Source organism: Methanosarcina sp. 1.H.A.2.2 (genome assembly GCF_000979975.1).
In the GTDB taxonomy this organism is placed as follows: domain Archaea; phylum Halobacteriota; class Methanosarcinia; order Methanosarcinales; family Methanosarcinaceae; genus Methanosarcina.
In genome coordinates this window covers 37,980-60,295 of record NZ_JJQL01000020.1, presented here as the reverse complement: position 1 = coordinate 60,295, position 22,316 = coordinate 37,980, and the positions used below count along the sequence as shown (strand labels likewise).

The 22,316-nt window shown below is 43.9% G+C and carries 25 protein-coding genes and 1 tRNA gene; 23 read left to right on the top strand and 3 right to left on the bottom strand.

Going from position 1 to position 22,316, the window contains the following annotated elements:
- The first annotated feature begins 11 nt into the window (after positions 1–11).
- The 10 genes from EO93_RS03825 (at position 12) to EO93_RS03785 (ending at position 7,362) form a co-directional block, all read left to right on the top strand.
- Entirely contained in the window at positions 12–383 is a 372-nt protein-coding gene (locus EO93_RS03825) for a hypothetical protein (protein WP_048161176.1), read from the top strand.
- A 1-nt stretch (position 384) separates the two neighbouring features.
- Positions 385–2,439, top strand: coding sequence for a hypothetical protein (locus EO93_RS17230; protein ID WP_156161225.1), 2,055 nt, complete (start codon positions 385–387; stop codon positions 2,437–2,439).
- Position 2,440: 1 nt separating this feature from the next.
- Positions 2,441–3,415 carry a hypothetical protein gene (locus EO93_RS03815; RefSeq protein ID WP_048161174.1) on the top strand — a complete coding sequence of 325 codons (975 nt, stop codon included), beginning with the start codon at positions 2,441–2,443 and terminating at the stop codon, positions 3,413–3,415.
- Between the two features lie 15 nt (positions 3,416–3,430).
- Positions 3,431–3,868, top strand: coding sequence for a hypothetical protein (locus EO93_RS03810; RefSeq protein WP_048161173.1), 438 nt, complete (start codon positions 3,431–3,433; stop codon positions 3,866–3,868).
- Between the two features lie 191 nt (positions 3,869–4,059).
- The gene (locus EO93_RS03805) at positions 4,060–4,473 is read left to right on the top strand and encodes a hypothetical protein (RefSeq protein WP_048161172.1); all 414 of its coding nucleotides are present in this window, start codon (positions 4,060–4,062) and stop codon (positions 4,471–4,473) included.
- Complete coding sequence (locus EO93_RS03800; RefSeq protein WP_048161171.1) at positions 4,460–4,849, top strand: hypothetical protein; 390 nt, start codon at positions 4,460–4,462, stop codon at positions 4,847–4,849. The genes EO93_RS03805 and EO93_RS03800 overlap by 14 nt, the downstream gene beginning before the upstream one ends.
- Complete coding sequence (locus EO93_RS17225) at positions 4,849–5,007, top strand: hypothetical protein (RefSeq protein WP_156161224.1); 159 nt, start codon at positions 4,849–4,851, stop codon at positions 5,005–5,007. The genes EO93_RS03800 and EO93_RS17225 overlap by 1 nt, the downstream gene beginning before the upstream one ends.
- A 95-nt stretch (positions 5,008–5,102) precedes the next feature.
- Positions 5,103–6,005 (top strand): hypothetical protein, encoded by a 903-nt coding sequence (locus tag EO93_RS03795; RefSeq protein ID WP_048161170.1) that lies wholly within the window; start codon positions 5,103–5,105, stop codon positions 6,003–6,005.
- A gap of 50 nt (positions 6,006–6,055) precedes the next feature.
- A complete protein-coding gene (locus EO93_RS03790) occupies positions 6,056–6,382 on the top strand; it encodes a hypothetical protein (RefSeq protein ID WP_048161169.1) in 327 nt (108 codons plus the stop codon).
- Between the two features lie 32 nt (positions 6,383–6,414).
- Positions 6,415–7,362, top strand: coding sequence for a tyrosine-type recombinase/integrase (locus EO93_RS03785; RefSeq protein WP_048161168.1), 948 nt, complete (start codon positions 6,415–6,417; stop codon positions 7,360–7,362).
- 107 nt (positions 7,363–7,469) lie between these two features.
- Here EO93_RS03785 and EO93_RS03780 read toward each other — a convergent pair.
- Together EO93_RS03780 and EO93_RS03775 are read right to left on the bottom strand one after the other, a co-directional pair.
- Positions 7,470–7,555, bottom strand: a tRNA-Ser gene (locus tag EO93_RS03780).
- 164 nt (positions 7,556–7,719) lie between these two features.
- Entirely contained in the window at positions 7,720–8,469 is a 750-nt protein-coding gene (locus tag EO93_RS03775) for a peptidylprolyl isomerase (RefSeq protein WP_048133772.1), read from the bottom strand.
- A 634-nt stretch (positions 8,470–9,103) separates the two neighbouring features.
- On the opposite strand from EO93_RS03775, the gene nikR reads away from it, so the two are divergent.
- From nikR to EO93_RS03755, 4 genes are all read left to right on the top strand, one after another.
- Positions 9,104–9,562 carry a nickel-responsive transcriptional regulator NikR gene (gene nikR / locus EO93_RS03770; protein ID WP_048133773.1) on the top strand — a complete coding sequence of 153 codons (459 nt, stop codon included), beginning with the start codon at positions 9,104–9,106 and terminating at the stop codon, positions 9,560–9,562.
- A 296-nt stretch (positions 9,563–9,858) separates the two neighbouring features.
- Positions 9,859–10,428 (top strand): GNAT family N-acetyltransferase, encoded by a 570-nt coding sequence (locus tag EO93_RS03765; protein ID WP_082107553.1) that lies wholly within the window; start codon positions 9,859–9,861, stop codon positions 10,426–10,428.
- A 164-nt stretch (positions 10,429–10,592) separates the two neighbouring features.
- On the top strand, positions 10,593–11,162 hold the full coding sequence (locus EO93_RS03760) for a GNAT family N-acetyltransferase (protein WP_048133775.1): 570 nt from the start codon (positions 10,593–10,595) through the stop codon (positions 11,160–11,162).
- 174 nt (positions 11,163–11,336) lie between these two features.
- Positions 11,337–12,557: a calcium/sodium antiporter gene (locus tag EO93_RS03755; RefSeq protein ID WP_048161167.1), complete on the top strand. Its 1,221-nt coding sequence runs from the start codon at positions 11,337–11,339 to the stop codon at positions 12,555–12,557.
- Between the two features lie 75 nt (positions 12,558–12,632).
- Here the strand turns inward: EO93_RS03755 and EO93_RS03750 are convergent, their stop codons facing one another.
- Complete coding sequence (locus EO93_RS03750; protein WP_048161166.1) at positions 12,633–13,034, bottom strand: ACT domain-containing protein; 402 nt, start codon at positions 13,032–13,034, stop codon at positions 12,633–12,635.
- A 229-nt stretch (positions 13,035–13,263) separates the two neighbouring features.
- Between EO93_RS03750 and EO93_RS03745 the strand changes: the two genes are divergently transcribed.
- The 9 genes from EO93_RS03745 (at position 13,264) to EO93_RS03705 (ending at position 22,312) form a co-directional block, all read left to right on the top strand.
- A complete protein-coding gene (locus EO93_RS03745) occupies positions 13,264–14,631 on the top strand; it encodes a sodium:alanine symporter family protein (protein WP_052735375.1) in 1,368 nt (455 codons plus the stop codon).
- A 171-nt stretch (positions 14,632–14,802) separates the two neighbouring features.
- Positions 14,803–16,101: a COG1361 S-layer family protein gene (locus EO93_RS03740; RefSeq protein WP_235284099.1), complete on the top strand. Its 1,299-nt coding sequence runs from the start codon at positions 14,803–14,805 to the stop codon at positions 16,099–16,101.
- 58 nt (positions 16,102–16,159) lie between these two features.
- Positions 16,160–17,365: an ABC transporter permease gene (locus EO93_RS03735; protein WP_048161165.1), complete on the top strand. Its 1,206-nt coding sequence runs from the start codon at positions 16,160–16,162 to the stop codon at positions 17,363–17,365.
- A gap of 15 nt (positions 17,366–17,380) precedes the next feature.
- The gene (locus EO93_RS03730) at positions 17,381–18,130 is read left to right on the top strand and encodes an ABC transporter ATP-binding protein (protein ID WP_082107552.1); all 750 of its coding nucleotides are present in this window, start codon (positions 17,381–17,383) and stop codon (positions 18,128–18,130) included.
- Positions 18,131–18,227: 97 nt separating this feature from the next.
- The gene (locus EO93_RS03725) at positions 18,228–18,656 is read left to right on the top strand and encodes an ester cyclase (RefSeq protein WP_048133782.1); all 429 of its coding nucleotides are present in this window, start codon (positions 18,228–18,230) and stop codon (positions 18,654–18,656) included.
- 17 nt (positions 18,657–18,673) lie between these two features.
- The gene (locus EO93_RS03720) at positions 18,674–18,886 is read left to right on the top strand and encodes a hypothetical protein (RefSeq protein WP_048161164.1); all 213 of its coding nucleotides are present in this window, start codon (positions 18,674–18,676) and stop codon (positions 18,884–18,886) included.
- Between the two features lie 606 nt (positions 18,887–19,492).
- A complete protein-coding gene (locus EO93_RS03715) occupies positions 19,493–20,248 on the top strand; it encodes a hypothetical protein (RefSeq protein WP_235284098.1) in 756 nt (251 codons plus the stop codon).
- Positions 20,249–20,389: 141 nt separating this feature from the next.
- Positions 20,390–21,391, top strand: coding sequence for a MoxR family ATPase (locus EO93_RS03710; protein ID WP_048133789.1), 1,002 nt, complete (start codon positions 20,390–20,392; stop codon positions 21,389–21,391).
- A 39-nt stretch (positions 21,392–21,430) separates the two neighbouring features.
- Positions 21,431–22,312, top strand: coding sequence for a DUF58 domain-containing protein (locus EO93_RS03705; RefSeq protein WP_048133791.1), 882 nt, complete (start codon positions 21,431–21,433; stop codon positions 22,310–22,312).
- Positions 22,313–22,316 lie beyond the last annotated feature (4 nt).

The window sequence follows — 22,316 nt, the reverse complement described above, 5'->3', positions numbered from 1 at the left end:
AGGCATTTAAAATGCCTCGCCTCCTTTTTTTTTCAGTTTCTTTTCTGCTTCTCTGCTCCCTCTGCCTTCCAGCAGCTGCTGCAAATGTCAGTGTTTCTTTTTCAGACCTTAACCTGGTCCATTCTCAGGAATTCGACCTCTACCAGGTATCTGGCGATCAGATAACCTATTTAGGAACTTTCAACGCTTCAGAAACAGTCCTGGAATTAGATCCAGCTTACTCTTACCATGCAATCATGAAGCCCAGTAAATGGTCCTGGCTTGATGATCCTTTTACTGCAGTAGAAGGAGCTCTCAGAACTGCTCCCCCAATACTCAGCTTTTTCATGCTCTGCATAATTATCCTGTTGCCAGTGACTATTATCTTTAAATGGAGGCGGTAATTTGAAAAAAGTAATTTTTTCCTTGTTGCTGCTTTGCCTGCTGGCTGTTCCGGGTTCAGCATGGGAATTATCTTTTGAAGGTCATCCTGATGATCTTGATCCTGATGAAAATATAAATCAGGGAACAACGGGATACACAATACAGGGCAGTACAAATCATTATATGGAATTTTCCCCTAGTGTGACAAAAGAATTTTATATAAATGAAGAAATTGACGATTACTTTGAGTATACAGTCTCCTGGAAGGCAACAACGGGCGGGCAGTACGGGCGCACAGGTATCACGTATTACGATGCTGCCAACAACATTGTATTCTCTGATACAAGTATGACAAATTTAGTTTTGTCTACAACTCAAATATTTTACACCAGGCATATTTCATACGTAGAAAATCAAGCTGGAACCGGGGTGGATTGTTTTATAGACGGGGTTCTCGCAGAGTCTACGGCTTACACTTTACAAACACATAGTCCAATTGTAAAAGTAAGAATAACCCAAAGCGGAATTGCTAACAGTGGGTCTAGTTCTGTTAGATACGATGATTTTTCCACTCATCCGTCCTTAATCTCTTGTGATCCAACTGCTATATGGTCTGACTCAAACCAATATTTCAGGGTTTCTCATCCTACATATCTATTTACAACCTGGAACGTAAACATAGTATCACCAAGTGGGGAAATAATTAAATCCTTTTCAGCTGTGGGACCTTATTCCGAATCTTCCATTTCTACGGCTCTCATGAATTTTTCAGGAACTTATGACATAAATCTATATGCATATGAATCTCAATACGAAAATACATACCTATACGATACGCGTTCATTCACATTTACTCGACCATCTTCAATTTATGTAACATGTCTTGACTCTGTCACGGCGGGCAGATCTCTAAAAGTTTCTTGGGAAATGAACCCTTATATGTCCGGGTGTTCATTAATCTGTGATCCTCCAGGAATTAATAATCTAGATACATACTCTATTACCTCTGCAGAAGGCTCTCATTATTTCTCAATCCCTTCGGATACCCTATCAGGTACGGCACTAATCGCTCTAAAAAGTCCAACAGGGGCAACACTCGCATATAAAATAATTGATGTGGTAGGGGTGGGGGCTGCCTCAACAATCGAACTAGATAAAAGCACATATTTAAACACTGATAAAATCAGTATTTTTTATGATGCTCTCCCTCCTTCTACTGATATAAGGTTACAGGGCTCCTTAAACGGGGTCATAACTCTTGAACAATCCTGGATCAAAACAGGCTCAGGAATTTTATCTTATCAATTGCCGGGGGACAACTTAACTTATTTATCTGTCATCGCAGCAAATGAGGGCGAACTACTCGCAGAAGATCACGCAAGGGTAGCGTATGGAGAAGATTATGTCTTCTATGGCTCGGTCTATGACTCCTATACTCAAACACCAATTGAGGGCGCAGAAGTAAACCTACAGGGAGTCATAGTTTATTCTGACGGGGCAGGGCGTTATAGTATTCCTACCTCCCCTGGATCAAAATCCTTAACAGTCAACACAACAGGATATAACACTCACTACGAGACAGTATCTCTAACTCAGGTAACGACTCTTAAAAATATCTATCTGGTTCCTCTCTCAGAGTCTACGGGTGAAACAGGGTTAATATATGGGGCATGTTCTGATTATGAAACAGGGCAGTCCATAGAAACAGCTTACATACAGATCTCGAACACAACCGGAGTTACATTCTCAGCTCTCGGGCGGTCAGTCACCGGAGCATATGTCTTTGAGGATCTTCCTAACGGTTCAGTCTGGACCCTCAAAGCCAGTAAAACAGGTTATGACAATTACCAGCAGCAGATAACAGTTAACGGCTCAACCTTTCAACTTATCCGTTTAGTCTCCCAGGACTATGGAGGCAGCACTCCTCCAGGAGACGATGACGGAGACAGCACAGACGATAGACCAAGCAGGGAAGCTGCAAAAGATTCCCTGACCTGGCTTGAAGAAACAATGCCTGGCTTGGTGAAGCTGGCAGTATTGGTCTTTATGCTGGCTCTTGTGGGCTGGAGGTTCTAAGGTGGCCCGAAGGCCTTTATTTTTCTGCCTCCTTCTTTTCTTCCTCCTAGCTGCTGCTGTCTCTCCAGCTTCAGCAGTCACAGAAATCCAGGAAGACCACATAAAAAGCTTTAACCTCTCTGCTCCGGAAGGGCTAACTTTTACAGGTGTTTCTGTTTCTAATATCGATCCCAATAGCAATACTACGATTTATTTAGATTCTTATGGAGACATTTATACCCTGAACGTTATTTCAACAAAATCTTATCTTTCAAAATGGAATTTTAATATCTCCCTAATATCTCCTAACGGTACTGTTCAATATACCACCTTATCATCTATAGCCCCACTCGCCACAGATTATGATTTAGAAATACAATATTTTTGGGATTCTACATTTGATAATATTTTTGATATTGACGTATATACAGGAATTCTTCCTCTTTCTGCAACACTTACAACAGGAGATCCAACAGTTCCGGCAAACTTGCCTGATAACGGGGTACTCCAGTTTACAACAGTATCAGCCAGCAGCTCCAGCTATTTTGATCTTATATTATATGCCGCAACACATGAAGAATATTTAGATCAATTAGCTAATAATTTATGGGCTCCAGCAGAGGTAGTTGTTTCAACTGCTTTTAGCTGGGCATGGGATCAGGTCCTTTCCTTCGTTGGCTTTATTCCGTACATAGGGGATGACTTGGTAACAGCTATTCTGATAGCCAGCTACATCATAGACGAGATTTTCTTTTACTTCAGTCTGTTTTTTATTGAGTATATAGAAACCACTATTCTTGCTATTGAGTTCTTCATGATCACGTATTCTCTAAACAGGACCCGGACAAAGAACCCGGTAAAAATGCTCAAAAACGTAGTCAGTGATCAGATAGCCGTTTTCGAATGGATCATAGAGAAAGCAAAACTCGCAATTGATCTCTTAACCTCAATAATTCACACTATCGCCCAGGTAGTCCAGGGCCTTAAACCGATCTAAGGAGATTAAAAAACTATGAGCCTCTTCAGACGTGGAAATAAAGTAAAGGTACTCAAGATTATTCCTGGAACTTCAAATCTGGAATTAAAAAGTATGGTCCTCAGGGATAACATGCTTCATGACAGGCTTGAAGATTCAAAATATACTGTCTCAGCCCGGCCAGTACAACTCGATGAACGCGGCAAAAAAACAGATCTCTATGCAGTGGACCAGGAACGCGGCTGTGTGGTGGATCTGGATATCTTCCGTGATGAAAACTCCTACGTGACAGATGTAGAAACCCCTTCTGGCCGGGTTCAGATGACAATCAAGACAAATCCTGCTTTAATGTGCGATATCACCCAGGGAGCAATACTGCAGGAGGCTTTCAAGATCAAGCCCGAAGCCAGGCAGCTGTTGGCCAGTATCTTCTTCGGTCTGCTCTTCGGGTTCTTCTTCGGTTTAATGTTCTAAGGTGGTCCTGATGCACTCTAAATCTGAATTATTCTGTATTTTCATAGGTTGCTGTAGTGGTTATGCAGCCGCTCTAGTTTCTTTCAATCAACTCTTTGAGGGTCTTTGTTTTCTGATCATCGGTCTCTCAGTTGAATATTGCTATAAACTCACTAAAACGAAGTCAATAGAACAGATCTGAGGTGGTCCTGGTGGCAAATGAAATTGCAGAAAAATTAAGAGAAAAAGAGAACGGGAAAGTAAGCGATAATTCCGACATTGCCCTTAAGCGGTCTACGGTTCACGCTCTGATTAATCCCACAACTGACGCGATGTATGATCTCAGCCAGCAGCAGATAACTGCAATGTCTCTCTACGGGGCTGTAGATCAGTATGTAATTCCTCTTCCCGGGGTAATGTGTTTCATGAACAGGGCAGCTTCTCTCTCTGCATCCAGGGACCGCCTGGGCAGACAAGAGGCTGTAAACACCATAATTCCAAGGCCTGTAGTTCCTACCCTTTACCCTCAGATGGAACCTGGACAGGGCCCCAAGAAGTCCCTTTTCTCCTTCCTGAAAAAGCGTAATTCTCAGCAGGCAGCAGGAGGCCAGGATGCAGAACGATAAAAAGTTTTTAGGGCTTCCTTACCTCCTTGCTGAGGCTCTGAGGTCCCAGATTTACAATATAGACTCAACCCTGAGGGCCAAGATTTCCCTGGTAGCTCTGATTTACAGCATTACTGCAGCTGTGGCAGAGAAAGAAGGCCTCAATAATGAGGACAAAAAGCTGATGGAAGATATCCAGAAGGACATCAGTACCGTAAGAGGGACCTATGAGCCTATCCTGGATGATCCGGAAAACGTGCAGCTCTCAGATGAAAGACGAAAAGCAATAGAAGGAGCCCTGGACATTACAAGGCTTCAGCTCATGACTCTTATCCATAAACACGAACTTATCACGGAAAGCATGATTAAAGAAATTCAGGGCAACAGGTGGCTTTAATGGTTTTATGGACAGTTGACTCATTTGAAATTCAGAAACTCTGCTTGCTTGTGGGCCTGGTTTCCAGTACTTCCGGGTATATTATGGGGAAATTTTCCCAGGCTCAGATAATTTCCTTCCTTAAGTTCATTTTTGAAACAAAGGAGGTAAAAAGCTGAACTCCTGGGAAGAAAAGTTATACAAAGAATTCATATTAAGACCCGGCGAACATGGCCTGGAAATCGGAAACACAGGATCCGGGAAAACCACCCTGATGTACTGGCTCCTGGAAGGTTTCCTGAAGGCCAGAACACAGCTTCCTCCGGACCAGTGGGAAACCCTGGTCTGGTTTGATAGAGGGAAATCTTCTGAGGTCCTGCAGCTGTGCAGGATGGCTCCTGTAAGGCTGCTTATTCCAGAATCCTGTGATGTGAATGTTACTTTTTTTACAGATCCTGAGGACGAAGAGGTCCAGCATTACGATATCGAAAAGAGGTACTTCCAGGACCCGAAAGAAGTATGGAATCTCCTTGACAGGGACCACATAAATGTGCTTTGTCTTCAACGGTTTATCCTGCATCCTTCTCTGGTAGCTCCTACGACTGCCAAGCTTTTTGAGGCCCTTATCCTGAAAGCAATGAACTATGACCTGAAACCGGCAGGATATTCCTATTCTCTCATGAAAGGAAAGAATCCGAGGGTTGCTGTCTTCCTGGATGAGCTTAACAACATAGCCCCAAGCAGAGGCCAGGGTTTCTCCGGGGATCAGCAGGCAGGTGCAATCCTGCAGCATAATGCAGAGCAGCTGAGAAGCCAGAATGTGAGGCTTGTTGCTTCATCTCATGGATGGAGAAAACTCAGGCCCGGTATCAGGTCCTCTTTCCAGTTCCTGATCTCCCTGAGAGGCGCAAATTACCCCAGCAGTGAGCAGCCGAAACTGTACAGGTTTAACCGGCTCTTTGAGAAGCTGGAACCCGGGCAGGCAATTATTGCTTTTCCGACAAAGACTTTTACGGATAAAATAAGGATTCCCTGGTACGGGAAAGGTGAGGACCTCGGATATATCAGGTACATAGGACACCTGAAACCTGAAGGAGATAAGCCCAGGACCTCAAAATCAAATGTCTCTCTGGAGGACCTGGTCCTGGCCCTGAAGGCTGTAGCTTCTTCTCAGTAACAACTGGTTATTTATAGAAAAACTCTATAAATTATATATGGGGGTGAGGCATGGAGCTATATTCTATTGTAGTTGCACGAAACCTCGGGATAGGAAAAAAAGACAGAGAGCAGATCCACCCTTCTATTGAAAAGTTTCTGAAAAAAATAATAGATATGAATGGGCTTGATTTAAGCAATACAATAAATGTAGCACTTGAAAGCCATCTCCGAGAAAAACGTTATCTAACTCCTGAAGCACTTGAAGTCCTGGAAAGCATCTCTGATCTCGAGAAGAATATATTTGAGTTAGGGGTAGAGTCAACAGCTACCGAACTCAACGAAAAACATATACAGATGCTGGTTTCAAGATTTAAGAACAGTGTCCCACAATCTTAAGATAGTTAGGATACTATCTTTTTTAGTTTTCGATGTACGAAAATGACCTTTTGCTGGAACGCGATGCAGCCCGGGACCTTCCCGAAACAAACTTTCTGGATGATTTTTTGCTTGACTGCCAGGTCCGGAACTTTTCACCCCGGACAGTTCAGAGCTACAAAAGCAACCTGAAATATTTTTTATCCAGGCATCCTGTCCGGATATCTCCAGAGGACCTCAAGATTTTTCTTGTCCATATCAGGGATGAAAAAGGATATGCTCCTTCTACGGTGGAAAATTACTTTGCTGCTCTTTCTTCTTTCAATGACTTCCTGGAATGGGAAGGAGTTATTGAAAGAAATGTGGTACCTCAATTCAGGAAACGGTATCTGAGGCAGTACAAAGACCAGAGGAATGAGGAAAGGCAGCTGATTAGCCTGGAACAGATGAGGGACCTTATAGACTCTGCAGAGTGGATCTGTCATAAGGCTATGTTTGTATTTTTTGCAAAAACAGGAGTTAGAAGACAGGAGCTTATAGACCTGGATGTCCAGGACCTGCACGTTTTAAAAAGGTATGCTGTCCTGAAGCCTCATGCGAAAAGAAGCAACCGGATAGTGTTCTTTGATGATGAGTGCGCCCAGGTCCTGGAGACGTGGCTGAAATGGCGGTATAACAGGAAAATAAGGATAAGTGCCCTGTTTATAGGGGTCCAGGGTTCCCGGATATCCAGGGATGCAGTTTATGAGGCTGCAACAGAACACGCTTTGCAGCTGGGCTTCCATAACCCGGAAGGCCTGCTGAATGAGAAGTTTACTCCTCACTGTTTCCGGCACTGGTTTACTACCTGGATGAGGCGGGCTGGCTGTCCAAGGGCTATTATCCAGGAACTCAGGGGTGATACAAGGAAGGAGGCAATAGACATTTACGACCATATCACCCAGGATGAGCTGAAGGAAGATTACCTGAAATATATTCCTAAGCTGGGAATAAAATTATAATTTGGAAAATTGCTCCTTTTAGGGAATGCGGCAACCCATCAAAATTTAATTTAGAAGAGTTAAAAATAAAACCGGGCTGGTTTTTGAGAAAAGGCCGGAAAAGTTAGCGCTGAGGGGGAGATTCGAACTCCCGTAGCGCGTGAGCACTACCGGTTTTCAAGACCGGCGCCGTAGTCCGCTGGGCTACCTCAGCATGTTGAAAATATACTTTTAAATGTAACTTTTTTTGGCTTTCCGGATAAATCCCGGCAAACCGTCCTGATATTCCGGGACGCGTATACAGAGAACCTGATTATTATATATAAAATTTGCGAAGAGAAATAACTCTTCGCATTTCTGTTAATTACAGTTAAATAATTATTCCTGGGACTCGGAAGTCTCTTCTTTAACTTCGGTTTCGGCTTCAGCCTCGACTTCAGGCTCTGCAGGTGCAGGGACTTCAGCTTCAACTGTGAGCTTTTCAATGAGCTGGACTTCTGTGAGACCGGCGTACTTGAAGAGTTCGGATGCTACCCTGTTCTTTGCCATGAGCCAGCGCTGGTTGAAGGTCAGGCCTGTGGGCACATTGATCTTTGCGACACCATCAGCTATTTCGACTTCTGTGTCACGAATGCCGGTATAGAGGGCAAGAATACCCTGGATCTTTTCAACATCATTCTCAAGGATCTTTTCAATGGTGTACTCGTAGCTAACAGTCTTGCCTGCAAGGGGGCTGTTAAAGTCTACAGTGACCCTGCGGCCGATAACCCTGCTGACAACTCCTCTTCTGCCGTCCAGTTCAACAGGCATGCCGGGGTGAACATTTCTGTCCGGGAGCTTTGTTATGGAAACGGTCTCTACGAGACTCGGGTTGCTTGGGCCGAATGCCTTTTCCGGAGGGATTGAAACTGTGCCGGAGTAACCATCTTCCTTTCCTTCAAGGTCTTCATCAAGGCCATCGATTGTGTGCCCTGCTCCAACAATAACGACGTCTCCGCCGTAAAGTCCGCGGGGATTATAGATCTCTTCTTTTTTTGCAAGCTCTTCGTCTGTTGTGTCGAAAATCCTGCCGTCCTCAAATCTACCTGTGTAGTTTAACTTTATGAAATCGCCTTTCTGAATTGCCATAATTCTCAACTCTTCTATTAAATTAATTAAATTTGATAAGTAAGGAAATTATCCTTTATTAGTTAAATTCCTGAACTTTTAGAGTAAACGCGTTTCACGCTATAGAACTCTGGCTTTAATAAGCTTTTTGGGAACCAACAGGGTTGCCTGAAACCTCACTGGTCGTTGTAAAAATTTTAATTTATTGTAATTTATCCCATAACCAGCACCTGCTGCCATTATGGAATATTTGGGGAAAAGATTCGGCCTGTAATACGGAAGAAAAGTCACTTTCATTTTCGTCTTAGAAACTGTCCTCTGAGGCAAAAATACCCTTTTTTGCAGCTTTGTCAGGCAGGGACAGAAGTTCCGGCAGGAAGACTTTAGTCTGTACCAGTTCATTCACGCCGTCATTTTGTCAGATAAACATCTTTTGAATCAAACATAACTCCAGAGTCTAATTATCTCTATCATGTGACTGTTTATGTCTCTGAATACAATAAAATCTTAAATATATCCTTGAATATTATATTTAATGGGGATTAGGAAATATAGTGGATTTTATCTGTTTGGTCAACAGGTTTGATTTTTCATCAGTAAAACGGCTGAGGCCAGAAAAGCCTGACAGAAAGGATCTCATTTTCAGGAGAGGTGTATGGAAAAAAGACTTATGAGAATAGGGATTTCCCTTCCCGGGGAGCTTCTGGATAAGTTTGATAAAGCCCTTGTGAAGAGAGGATACTCCTCACGTTCTGAAGGCATAAGGGATGCCATAAGAACATACAACCAGCACTATGAATGGATGCAGCAGATAGAAGGCAAAAGGGCTGCAAGCATCTCTATTGTATACGATTGCTCAAAAAAAGGCGTAACAAGTACCCTGGCAGAAATTCAGCATGAATACATGGATCTGATAAGCTCTTCAGTCCATTTCCATATGGAAGAAAATTTCTGCTTTGAAGTGATAATCCTTGAAGGGGACGGAGAAAAAATAGTGGAACTGGCTGAAAAAATACTTAGTTTAAAGGGAGTTAAGCACGCCAGATTAACAACCGTACCTGAAGAGAGGACAGTGTCAACTATCCCTGAGCTAAAGACTCAGGGACGTGTCTAACAAGCCCTGGTTGACCAGATCCCCGATTTGGAGCAACGGAAAATAGGGAACCGATAGGAAAGAAATAGTTACCCTGAAATACCGCCTCGGGTTCAGGCTCTAAGGATACCAGTTAAACAGTCCTGAGAGGTAGGGAAGTGCTCGCATCGCTAAATCTTTCTGACGCGTTCTTCCCCCGAGCTAAAGACTCCGGGGTTTCCTGCTGAGGATTTATGAGCGGAGTGAACTGAAAAACTTATCTAATTTATATACAACGATGGTTTCATTTCTTTCAATTCTAGCACTTCAGGAGATATATGGATCTTGCAAAAATCCACGCAAAGCCAGATCTATATTTAAGAGGTTTTAAAAAAACACTATGGGATACCGCAGGAATTTTTCTTCTGAAGGGATGGAAGCAAATTGAAAAAGAAAATGTTGGAACTGTTGACGATACCATGCTTTCGGAAATCCTTAGAATTCAGGCAGAAGGATTTAAAAATGAAAGGCAGGGGGAAATTATAAAATATTCACAGAAATTCAGAAAAGTCTTTTATGTAATTAAGAGACAGGATAAGGTAATAGGCTACTGCATATATCACATGAAGCCGTTTTTGTCATCCCGGGGTTTTGAGAAAAAATCTGTAATTTATTCTATTGCAATTGACAGTAAATTCAGAAAGAAGGGATTTGGCAGGAAGCTTCTGGAAGAAAGCATCAGGGAAATGAAGTTGAATAGGGTATTTTCTGTCCTCCTGTATGTAAACGTAAACAATATCCCTGCCATAAAATTATACGAGAAAACGGGTTTCTTGATAGTCAAAGAAGTAGAAAACGTATGTGGACAAAAGGAGATGTGCTACAAAATGGAACTTAAACTTTTTTGATTTCAGGACTCAGAGGGTATATTTATATAAAAATTCGGTTTTACAGTCCAGTATGCCTGTAGTTCATAACTTTATATCTGCAGCAAAGGAAAGAGTTTCTTTTAATAGCAGCGACAAAACCCACGGAGAATTATATCAATGGCTTTCCACTTTAAGGTGATTCTATGGATCCCACACAAATTTACATGAGATTAGTTTCATATTTTGCGAGTTTTCTGAAACTACTGCGGGATACAATCGGGGCTCATCTTCTAAAAGAATGGAAACATACCGAAAAGGAACATATTTTGCCTGTAGATGAAACTATGCTTCCTGAGATTCTTAGAATTCAGGCAGAGGGATTTGATAGTAAGAAACAGGAAAATCTTATAAAATATTCAAAGAAATTCAGAAAAATCTTTTATGTAATTAAAAACCAGGACAAAATTGCAGGTTACTGTATATACTACCTGAAACCAGAACTTTCGTTCAAAGGACTGAAAAAGAAATCCGTAGTTTACTCAATTGCAATCGATAAGAAATTTCGGGGAAAAGGATATGGCAGGACGCTTCTGGAAGAAAGCATAAAGGAAATGAGGCTGAACGGAATATACTCTATTCTCCTGTATGTAAATGTAAAAAATACCCCTGCAATAAAGTTGTACGAAAAAATGGATTTTCAGATAATCAAAAAAATAGAAGGTATATGCGGCCAGAATGAGACCTGTTATATAATGGAGTTAAAACTTGCCTGATTAACTCCTCAATTGTTTTTAAAATTGGCATTTTCCTGCAAGTGTTTCTAATTTCTGAAAAGCGTTACCTGATGAGACATTATCCTTTTCTTACAGTTTGTCATTTATTAGCATATTATCAGGTACGGCAGCTTAAAGGATATCTTTAAATAAAACTCGAGTTCACAATTCAATGTGTACTTAATTAACGCCCTTATTTTTATCGGGGGGCTACTGCTGCTTGTAAAGGGGGCAGACCTGTTTGTAATGTCCTCGTCCTGGATTGCTAAGAGGTTTGGGGTCTCAGAGTTTATAATCGGGCTAACTCTGGTATCGATAGGGACATCTATGCCTGAGCTTGCCTCCTCCCTTACAGCATCCTTCGAACACGCAAGCGGAATAGTTATGGGCGATGTACTCGGGTCAAACATCGCAAACATAGGACTGGTCGTGAGTACCGCTGCCCTTCTGTCCAATGTGAAGACTGAAGAACTAATGCTTAGAAGAGACGGCTATATAATGTTATTTTCCGCCTTTCTTTTTTTACTTTTTGTTCTGGACTTCAGAATTTCAAGGATTGAAGCCTCAATTTTTCTTTTTCTATATGTTGCCTATCTTCTGTTCCTGCTTGAGAAGGTGAAAAAGCACGAAGAAGATATATATTTCAAAGACTTTATTCACTACTTTTTCAAGTTTGAATATATTTTCGATTTAAAAGCAAGGATTGAAACGGGCATTAGAGGACGAATCGATGAAAAAAGAATAAAGGAAGCCATAAAAGAAAGCTATGAAGAAACAGAAAGAGAAACTAAAACAGAAGAAGCGATTAGGGCAGAGAATAAAACTTGCACTGAAATTAAAGCCGAAAATGAAACTGAGATAGAAAATGAAACTGAAATAAAAAATGAAACTGAAATAAAAAATGAAACTGAGATAGAAAATGAAACTGAATATCTTTTTGAAAGCAGCCTTTTAGTAGAGTTTATAAAACTGGTCACAAGCGGATTTGCTATAATAATCGGGGCAAAGTATTTCATAGAGCAGTCAATATTTTTTGCCCAGATTCTGGAGGTTCCGGAGACTCTTATCGGTGTAAGCCTTGTTGCAATCGGGACTTCCCTTCCTGAACTGATGGTAACGGTTTCTGCAGCCCGCAGCGGCTATGCCAGCATAGCTCTTGGAAACGTCATAGGGTCAAATATCACTAATACTCTCTTGATTCTGGGCTGTTCGGGACTTGTCCACCCTCTCACAGTAACCGAAATCAGTGTCTATTACATAACACCTTTCATGCTGCTTATCAGTCTCCTGCTTCTCCTCTTTATCCGGACAGGCTGGAGAATAAAAAGGTTTGAAGGGCTTATCCTTTTCCTTCTCTACTCCGGATTCATGTTTTTCATCTTCCGCCTCGGATGAGTTACCACCCTGAAGAAACACATCTATTTTTGCTATAATCCTTCCTGCATTTCAAAAATATGGCTCCTGAGGATTTCATTTCAGGATGTCATAACCGACTTCCTCAAGGGCTCTTGTTGCATTTTCCATGTATGTTTCCCTGACCAGAATGTAATCGGTATCATATGTTGAAACGGCAAATATGCTGATACCGTTATCAGCCAGAGCCGTGCTGATTCCTGCAAGGATTCCTGTCAGTCCGAAGTCCAGAGGCCCTTCAACTTTCAGGCAGCTCCATCCCTTTTCAACCAGGGCACCTGCAGGAATATTTTCAGGGATACTTCTTTCCTGGCAGACGACCGAGAGCTCTTCAGGGGTTTGCGTAACCGATAAGAAACTGCTTCCATACACCCATTCAGGAATTTCAGAGCCTGTTTCCAGCTTGCAGATTCCAAACCTGCCTTCAAGGACACTTAAAGTGGGTTTATTTTGCTTCATACAGGATTCCTCTTTTGTCTTTTCTATTAGACATTTTACCTCAGACTATGGTCCTGGTCTGGATTTCTGTTCCATTTAGCACTCCAGGCTCCAGGAATTATTATTCTTATCTCAGGAAGCGCCAACATCAATATTTAAGACCAACCGCGAACAAATACTTAGTTAAATCCGTTTCTTTATCTTTTGATCTTTATCTTTTAAGCTTTATTTCTAACCGGGGCTGGCTTGAATGGAACTGCTGGGTATCGATATACTTAAAGTTTTGACGGGGATAGACGGATTTGTCTGGGGGCCACCCCTTCTGATTTTGCTGGTGGGGACGGGGATTTTCCTGACCATGAGCCTGGGGTTGATCCAGGTCTTCAAACTGCCGCTTGCTCTCAAATATGTCCTGAATTCGAGAAAATTTGAGGCGGGAGTTCTGGGGGACGTCTCAAGCTTTGCTGCGCTCAGTACGGCCCTTTCGGCAACGATCGGGACCGGAAACATCGTGGGGGTTGCAACTGCAATCAAGACCGGGGGGCCCGGAGCTCTTTTCTGGATGTTCCTTGCGGCTTTTTTCGGGATGGCTACCATGTATTCCGAAGCCCTGCTAGCAGTCAAATACAGGACTGTTGACGCAAACGGGCAGATGTCCGGGGGCCCCATGTACTACATCAAAAACGGGCTGGGTCATAAAAAGTACAGCAAAATTCTTGCCCCGCTTTTTGCCATCTTCGGGGTAAATGTTGCCCTTTTCGGTATAGGGACCTTTCCTCAGGTAAATGCCATCGTGGACTCGGCCCGGATCGCCTTTGATATCCCCGAAGTCCTGAGTGCAGCCGTGCTGAGCCTGCTTGTAGCTTTTGTGACGCTTGGTGGGATCAGGAGGATTGCGGCCGTAGCCCAGTTAATGGTGCCTTTCATGGCAATTGCGTATGTGCTGGGCTGTCTGATTATTATCGGGCTGAACCTTGACAAAATCCCTGCAACCTTTTCTCTGATCCTCAATTCCGCCTTTACAGAAACCGCAGCCCGGGGCGGCTTCCTTGGAGCCGGTGTGATGCTTGCAATCCGGATGGGAATTGCCCGTGGGATCTTTTCAAACGAAGCGGGACTCGGGAGTACGCCCATTGCAGCTGCAGCTGCCAGGGTCAAAGAACCGGCAAAACAGGGCTTGATCTCCATGACAGGGACCTTTTTCGATACGATCGTCGTCTGCCTCATGACCGGAACTGTGCTTATCATGACGGATTCCTGGACAGGGGACCTTGCTGGAGCCTACATGACCAGCTACGCTTTTTCCACCGTGCTTTCAGACCTCGGAAGCTACATCGTGACTCTGGGCCTGATCTTCTTTGCCTTCACAACCATTATAGGATGGAACTATTACGGGGAACGCTGCACGGAATTCCTCTTCGGGGTCAGGGGGATTCTTCCATACAAGATTCTTTACATCCTCATTGTTGCCTCAGGAGCCTTCCTGACCCTTGACATCATCTGGGTCCTGGCAGACATCGTAAACGGGCTGATGGCTATCCCGAACCTGATAGCCCTCCTTGCGCTGAGAAAGGTCGTTGTAGCCGAGACCAGGAAGTATTTTGAAGCCCTGAGTTGAGGGTCCGATCGCTGAAAATCGACATCAAACCACCTGAACCTGAGGCCTGAAGTCCGGTCGGGGCAGGGAAGAATACAACCTGATGAAGGTTGCAAATAAAGTGTAACGGTTATAAGCCCTTCCTGCGGATTATTACATAAAATTCACCTGTCCAGAAAAGGATCGTTACCCATGAAATCCACCCATCAAGAAACAAATTCCAGGGCTGCGAAGCAGAGATATATTAAAACAGCTACCTCCCCTGCAGCCGTCTTCCATTTTATCGCGGCCATATTGATAATTACCGCTCTCCTGACTCCCACAGCTTCTGCGGGTGTAGTTTCCGGAAATACCCATCTTGAGGTGTATGTATCGGAAATAACCCCTAACCCTGCCAGGCCCGGAGAAGACCTGCTCATAAAAATCAACATCGAAAATACCGGAAACGACCCCGCCGAAAAAGTGAAAATCGGAATTGAGGAACTGGACCCCTTTATTTTTAAGTACAGCACCTCAGAGGTTTACGGTTCCGGGACTAACACCGAGCGCATTTTTCAAATTGAACAGATAAGGCAGCGCGCAAAAGTCGAGCTTAACTTCCACTTCAGGGTAGATGAAAGGGCAACGTCGGGAGTCCGCCAGCTTGAGTTCACCATAGTAGATGGGGACGGGGTGAGCTTTTCGAAAAGGATTCCGATCAGGGTGGAAGGAAACCCTGATATTGTACTCATGGGGACTGTAATCACTCCGGCAAACGGAGAGAATGCTTCTGTTGACGCCCTGATCCCGGGACAGGCATTTTACCTCCGGACTACGGTTAAGAATGCAGGGAACGGAAATGCAAAAAACGTCCGGGTGATCCTCGACTTAAATGGCTCTTCTCCCCTTATCTCCCTCGAAGACAACGTCCGTTTCTTTGAAGCCCTGAAAGCCGGAAGTTCTGAGAACCTGTCTTTCAAACTCCTTTTAGGCAGCAACGCAGAGGTGCAGCCCTACAAAATCCCCCTCAGGATAACAGCTTCAAACGAAGCCGAGGATTTCCAGATCAACAAGGCCCAGGAAATAGGGGTCAACGTGCTGAACCAGGCGAAAATTAACATTGCGAGCCTGAAATTCGACCCCCAAATGCCGGTGAAGGGACAGAAGGTTTCCATGATCCTCAAGCTTGAAAACGTTGGGGAAGGGGAAGCCCGCTTCGTGAAAGCCAGTCTTGATGGGCTTGAAGGCCCGGGAAGCACAGAAGCTTTCCTGGGACGCCTGAAAAAGGACGATGACGCCCCGGCAGTCTTTACTTTCATTCCGGAAAAAGCAGGAGACCAGGAAGTGACTCTGCTTGTGGAATACGAAGATGACTTTGGAAAACACCAGCTCAGTGAGGACCTGACCTTCAGTGTGGACAGACAGGAGGGGAGCATTATCCCCATTGTGCTGGGAGCAGCCCTTATTCTTGCAGCCGCAGTCTTCTACATGAAAAAGAAAGGCAAGCTCTGAAGGTCATATATATAAAAATAAATCCCTAAGCAAAATAACCCAAGTAGGACGCCTGATTATGCTTGAAAAAGCGAAAGTCTCCTTCTTCCTTGCCGGCCGCTCTATAAGAAGGGGCAATAAGGGGATCACGATCTTTACGATCTTCGTGCTGACCCTGATCTTTGTACAGCTTGTGCTCTTTTCGAGCATGTTAGCAGGAGTCACAGTCCAGTTCAACAAACTGCTGGTGGACTTTCAGACCGGGAACGTAGTCATAGAGCCAAAGGAAGAGGAAAGGTATATTGAAGCTGCTTCAGCCCTCCAGAAGAAAATAGAGAGCCTCCCCGAAGTCACTGGCACTTCCGCCCGCCTGAAAGCCTCCGGTGCCTTCAGCTACAAGGAAAAAGAGATGGGCGCCACGGTATACGGGGTGGACCCGACGGACGAAAGTTTTGTTACGGGGCTTGAGAGCACCATGTTAAGCGGGGAGTTTTTAAGCAAACCCGACAGGGGAGAGATTATCCTGGGCAGAGAAATCTCGGGCGGCTTTGGGGCTCTGATGGACTCCCGTTCCCTGGGCGGCGTGGAAGTCGGAGACACCGTAGAAGTCACAATTCAGGGCAGAACAAAGGAGTTTCGGGTCAAGGGGATCTACAGCACCCTCTATTTCATGATCGATTCGGCCGCCTACATCAGCAGGGCCGATATGGAAGAGATGCTCGGCGTACAGGATAGGGACCTTGCTCAGGAAATAGCCGTCAGGACCACCGAAGGCACGGACGAAGTCGGGACCCGGGAAAAGCTAATCTCTCTCGGGGTCAGGGAAAATGTCCGTACCTGGAGGGAATTTGCAGGCCTCCTGAGTTTGATCGAAGGCACGCTTGGCATGGTGAGGAACATCATGAATGCAATCGGATTGCTGATTGCTTTTGTGATCATCTTCGTGGTCATTTACGTAAACATCGTAAACAAAAAACGTCAGATCGGCGTCCAGAAAGCCATAGGGATCGAACAAAACGTGATCATAGCCTCCTTCGTCCTCCAGGCCATGCTTTACGCAGGTGCAGGCGTGATCCTCGGTTACATCCTTATGCACTACGGAATCGTCCCCTACACCGTCGCCAACCCCGTACAGGTCCCTGTTGGTGCCATCAGCCTGGAGCTGGACGACCTGGAAGCCGTAAATCGCGCTGTCCTCCTCTTCATGGCTTCTGTGATAGGCTCCGTGATCCCCGCATACAAACTGGCAAACAAAGGCCTCCTGGAACTTATCTGGGAGAAATAAGGAGGAACTGAAAAAATGGAAACCCAGAGCGAAGAAAGAATCGAAATCGGAAGGGAAACTGAACCCGGAGCCGGGCTTTCCGGAACAAAATCCTCTGCCATTGTAGAAGGCATCAACATCGTCCGCACCTTCAAAATGGGGGAGGTGGAAGTCCGGGCCCTCAGGGGAGTCACCGTCAGCATCCGCCGCGGGGAATTTGTTGCCATCATGGGGCCGAGCGGCTCGGGGAAGACTACGCTCTTAAACCAGCTCGGAATCCTGGACACTCCCACCTCCGGCAAGGTCATCGTTGACAGCATCGATACCTCTACCCTTTCTGACAGGGAAAAAGGTAAATTCCGCCTCTACAACCTGGGCTACGTCTTTCAGGACTATGCCCTCCTGCCCGAACTTACCGCCTCTGAAAACGTTTACATCTCCCTAATGATGCAGGGAAAAAGTAAAGCAGAATACGAATCCTCAGCCGCCGAAATCCTGACGGCCGTAGGCCTCGGCGATCGCCTTTCCCAGCTCCCCTCCAAAATGAGCGGCGGCCAGCAGCAGCGCGTGTCAATCGCCAGAGCGCTTGCTCATTCCCCAAGAGTCCTTTTTGCAGACGAACCCTGCGCCAACCTGGACTCTCAGACCTCAAAGGAAGTTCTGGACCTTTTCAAGAAATTTAACACAGAATTGGGGCAAACGATCGTAATGGTCACACATGAAGACTGGCACGCTGCATATACTGACAGGGTGATCAGGTTAAAGGACGGGATGTTAGAGCAATAAATAGTGTATAGTGTACAATCAGTATTTTTTGGAATTATCATTAGATATTGAAACTGAGTCGATATTACCCTTGTATTTAAAAAAGTGAGGAAAAAAAATGTTTACAGAAGAAAACAAAGCAATAGTTAGCCGATTCTTTGAAGAAGGACCATCTAAGGGAAATTTGAGTGCTGCTGATGAGTTACTGTCAGCTAATTTCGTTATGCATGCACCTCTTCCTGCATCTCCGGGAATCGAAGGGATGAATGAAACAATTACCACTTGCAGGGCAGCCTTCGAGCATCTCAATGTTACAATTGAAGACATGGTTGCCGAGGGTGATAAAGTAGTTGCTCGCTTTACAGCTCACGGAATACATAAAGGCAATTTCATGGGTTTACCGGCTACCAGCAAACCGATAACCATGACTGGCATAGAGATCTTTCGCATTAAGGACGGTAAGATTACTGAGCTATGGGCTGAGGCTAACCTTTTAGGTCTGATGCAGCAGTTAGGAATCTTTCCTATGCCTGGAGACCAGAGTTAAATGCCATTACCTCTGCGATGCTGACTGCCGTTGGGGTTGAAGCATTTTCTCTCCAAAATGAAAGGGGGCCAGCAACAGCTGGTTTCAAAAAAAGAGAAAAAAGCCAGAAAGTAAGAGAAAATTGGGAGCCGTTGAGAGACAAACAAGTAAAAACAACCAAACAAGTAAAAACAACCAAACAAGTAAAAGCAACCAGAAAACCTGAAAGGGTGCAAACAAAACATAATTAAATTATACCTGAAAAATACTTTTTTCCGCATCTATTTTTACTTCTTTTTACTTCTTTCTGCCTCTTTTTCAGACTTTTTCTTTCTGCTTCTTTTTTTTCGACGGGCCGCCAGACAAGCTGACGGGGGTACTTTAATATCTGAATTTAAAAGCGGTTTACAGGGTCAAGGGAAGTATTTCTCAGACTTTACGGCGCAGAAATCACATCTCATTTCCTGAATAGGTGTCATATCTTATTTCCTGAATATGTTATCCAAAAAACAGCATGAAAAATATGCTTCTCATAGAATTATATAGTTTTTCAATTTTACAGGATATAACAGGAGATTAAAAGGGGATTTATTGGCGCGTTACCTGGAATATTTAACATTGTATTAGCCGGGTAGTTGTCGCTTTATTACTGGATAATTTGCCTAACTAAAAATTAAAATATTAGAAAAGTTTTTTTAGTAACATTCTCAATATAATTACTAGAAATTACAACTGTGGTCTGAGATTGTATGCTTGTAGTACCTCTTCTGAATAAATATAAAAAATACCTGATATGGTCCTATCGTACCCTCGGGTTTTTACAAATAGCCGGAAAATATTCCTTTTTGTTTTTATTGATGATTCTATTTAACCTGTATGAACTGGCTTATTATGTTCCCGGAGTGGATAAACTGAGTAAGTTCCAGATATATCTGGGCACTTACTGGTTTAACCTCGGGTTAATGGCTACAGGGGCACTGGTGCTGATTTTCCTTGCCGGTTTAATTTCCAGGTTATTTAACAGGAGAAGTAAGTTTAATCTGATAAATCTCCTCGAAACCAGCTTTCCGGAACTAAAAACAAGGCTGAGTACAGCATATGATAATAGTCAGAACATCAACATAGTTACAAAGAAACTGCTTGAGGACGTGCACAGCCAACTTACCGGCCTCAAAATAAAAAAAATAGTTCCAAAAAACCAGATTTTCAGGTCGTTTTTAATATTTCTGCTGGCTGCAGGAGCTGTCACCTTCTGCATACATGAGGGCTTCAGTTTTGATATATCTCCCAGCCAGCTAATCGATGATCTACGGGATAATATGTCTAACCTGAATGCCAGAGCTGCTTATGAAGAAAATGAGCCCGTTGTCCCGGATTCCAGGTACAATATAAAAGCTGTAATCATAAAAAATGGAGATCAGGTTGAAATGAAAATCAATCCGAGCCTGGGACTCGGGTTCACAAGCCAGATAGATACGGAAACTGATAAATATTTCAACGAGAGCGCGGACAGCTTTAACGAGGAATTCAAGCAGAGTCAAACCTATTCGGAAAATCTGCCAGAAGAATATGAGCCTTTGATTAAACAATATTTTGAAGCACTTTCATCCTGAATCTTTCCCCTTTATGAATCATTCCCTATAACGAAGTTATAGAAAAAGAAGGTCGGATAAAGCAAAAAGCCCTTAAAGCAGCAGAAGTGCCCGAATTTGCAGCAAATGCCTGATTTATGTAAAAAATAACGGAGTTTCAATATGAGAGAGTTACAGGAAATCCAGCTTGAAGATTCAGAACTTAACTTAAAACCTACATATGAAAAAGCCCCCCAGATTTTCGAGGTTATCTTTAAAGAAATTGGCAATGCTATCGTCGGCCAGAAAGAAATGGTCCGGCAGATCCTCATAACCATGCTGTGTGAAGGGCATGTCCTCGTTGAAAGCAATCCCGGGCTCGGCAAGACACTTACTATATCCACTATTTCCCAGATCATGAGTATGAAGTTTAGCAGGATACAGTGTACACCTGACCTTATGCCCGCAGATATCACAGGGACTGACATTATCGAAGAAGACGAGAGAGGTTCAAAACACTTCAAGTTCAAGCAGGGTCCTGTCTTTGCAAACATCGTGCTTGCGGATGAAATCAACCGTGCTTCCCCGAAAACCCAGTCCGCCCTTCTCGAAGCCATGCAGGAAAAGCAGGTTACAGTGGCAAGTACGACATATCAACTGGACAGGCCTTTCTTTATCCTTGCGACACAGAACCCTATCGAAATGGAAGGAACTTATACACTTCCCGAAGCCCAGCTTGACAGGTTTTTAATGAAAATCCGCCTCGGTTACCCGGATTCAGAAGAAGAGTTCGAGATTGTAAACCGTTATGCTGAGGCTTTCAGGCCAGCTGTAAGGAGGTGCATGGATAAAAATACGTTTATCGAACTGCAGCAGATAACCCGCAGAATCCCTATCTCAAACAAGCTCAAAAAGTATGCAATCGATATCGTAAACCAGACTAGAAACATGCCTGAAATGATAGAATCAGGCGCATCCCCGCGTGCTTCAATTGCATTGATCCTCTGTGCAAAGGCAAACGCGTTTCTCGACGGCAGGGGGTATGTTGATAAAGAGGACATTGACTCCATGGCCCTTCCGGTCCTCCGGCACAGGATAATTCTATCTTTTGATGCTGCAAGGAACAACATCACCAGCGATAAAATCATACAAAAAATCCTGGAGAGCAGAAAAACAATTCTCTGATCCGGCCAGCGGAAAAAATGGCTGAGGCAATGATCATACATGGCTGGCGTAAAACACACAATCGATACATCATTCCTGACTCAACTCGACAGGTATGCAATCCCTCTTAGCAGGAGGGTTTCAGCAATTCACACGGGCAGTCATCAGTCAACCAGGGCAGGGGCAGGGCTTGACCTTATAGACCACAGAAAATACAATCCGGGAGATTCATTAAAAAAAATCGACTGGAACCTCTATGCACGTACGGAAAAACTCTACATCCGCAGGTTCGAAGAAGACAAAAATCTTAACATGGTCATATTGCTTGATGCCAGCAGCAGCATGCTCTTTCCTGACAGCACGCCGAACAAGTTCGAATATGCTTCAACAATAGCCGCAGGAGTTTCTTACATCGTAATGAAACATAATGACGTGTACACCATTTCAACGTTTGCAGATGATGTGGATTACACAAAGGCACACAAAGGAAGGGATGATTTCCTGCGGACAATAGATTCCCTGACCCGGATTCCTGTCAATGGAAACACAAAACTTGCAGACTGCGCCGACTCCATATACCCGAGAATAAAAACGAAATCAATGGTGCTTATAATCTCAGACTTCCTGGACAGCATAGATTCGGTCCGTAATGCAGTTAACAAACTGTCCAGACATGAGCTTGTGCTTGTACACATTTATGACGAGACCGAAATGAACCTGCCTGAAACCGTGGACGGGGCAGTAAAATTCATTGACAGCGAGACGAACGAAGAAATCAGTTTTACGGTGGGCCCTAACTTTAAAAAAGAATATGCTGCCGAATACTCAAAGCATATGGCTGAACTGGAGAAAATTGCTTACGATTTTAAAATCCCTTATTTCCGGGTCAGCGTAATAAACCAGCCGTTTGATACTGTTCTTAGAATTATAGGTGAAGGGTGATCCT